This window comes from Pseudomonas sp. NPDC089530 (genome assembly GCF_050280705.1).
Classification (GTDB): domain Bacteria; phylum Pseudomonadota; class Gammaproteobacteria; order Pseudomonadales; family Pseudomonadaceae; genus Aquipseudomonas.
Genome location: NZ_JBNNVU010000226.1, coordinates 1 through 1,000 on the forward strand (window position 1 = coordinate 1; position 1,000 = coordinate 1,000).

At 60.1% G+C, this 1,000-nt stretch carries 1 pseudogene; it reads right to left on the reverse strand.

The window, feature by feature from the left end:
* Window positions 1-906: pseudogene (gene pheS, locus ACQKQA_RS30480) on the reverse strand (phenylalanine--tRNA ligase subunit alpha); the annotation flags it as partial.
* Window positions 907-1,000: the final 94 nt, after the last annotated feature.

Here is a 1,000-nt window from a genome sequence, read left to right on the forward strand (position 1 = left end):
GTCCGAGCCCTGACCGGTGCCAGCGGGCCGATCCGCGCCGAGGGCAAGATCGTCCACCTGGGCCGCTCCACCGCCCTGGCCCTGGAACTCTTCCGGATCGATCCCGGACATACGCAGCACATTCGGGTGAACCATGCCGCAGCCCATGACTTCCAGCCAACCGGTCTGCTTGCAGACCCGGCAGCCTTTACCGCTGCACATCACACACTCCATGTCGACTTCGGCGGAGGGTTCGGTGAACGGGAAGTACGAAGGACGGAAACGCACGGCCAGTTCTTTTTCGAAGAACACGCGCAGAAACTCTTCGATGGTCCCTTTGAGGTCGGCGAAATTGATGTCGCGATCGACCAGCAGGCCTTCGACCTGATGGAACATCGGCGAGTGGGTGATATCGGAGTCGCTACGATACACACGGCCTGGGCAGACAATGCGGATCGGCGGCTGCTGCGATTCCATGGTGCGGACCTGTACCGGCGAGGTATGGGTGCGCAACAACATGTTCGCATTGAAATAGAAGGTGTCATGCATCGAACGGGCCGGGTGATGGCCTGGGATGTTGAGCGCCTCGAAGTTGTGGTAGTCGTCTTCGACCTCAGGGCCTTCGGCGATGCCGTAGCCGATATGGGTGAAGAACTGTTCAATACGTTCCAGAGTCCGGGTCACCGGATGCAGACCGCCGGAAATCTGGCCGCGGCCAGGCAGGGTCACATCAATGGACTCGGCGGACAATTTGGCGGCCAGCTCGGCTTCTTCAAACAGAGCCTTACGCGTATTGAGAGCCTCTGTGACACGCTCCTTGGCAACATTGATCAGGGCGCCGACCTGTGGACGCTCCTCTGCCGGCAAATTCCCCAGGGTCTTCATCACCTGAGTCAATTCACCTTTCTTGCCAAGGTAGTGAACCCGGTTTCAGCGGCCGGTGTCGTTACCGGCGGGTTAACAAATCCGGCGTGGCCGGTTGCGGCTCGACGAGCGAGACGCGGAAGTCTGTCTGGTGTCG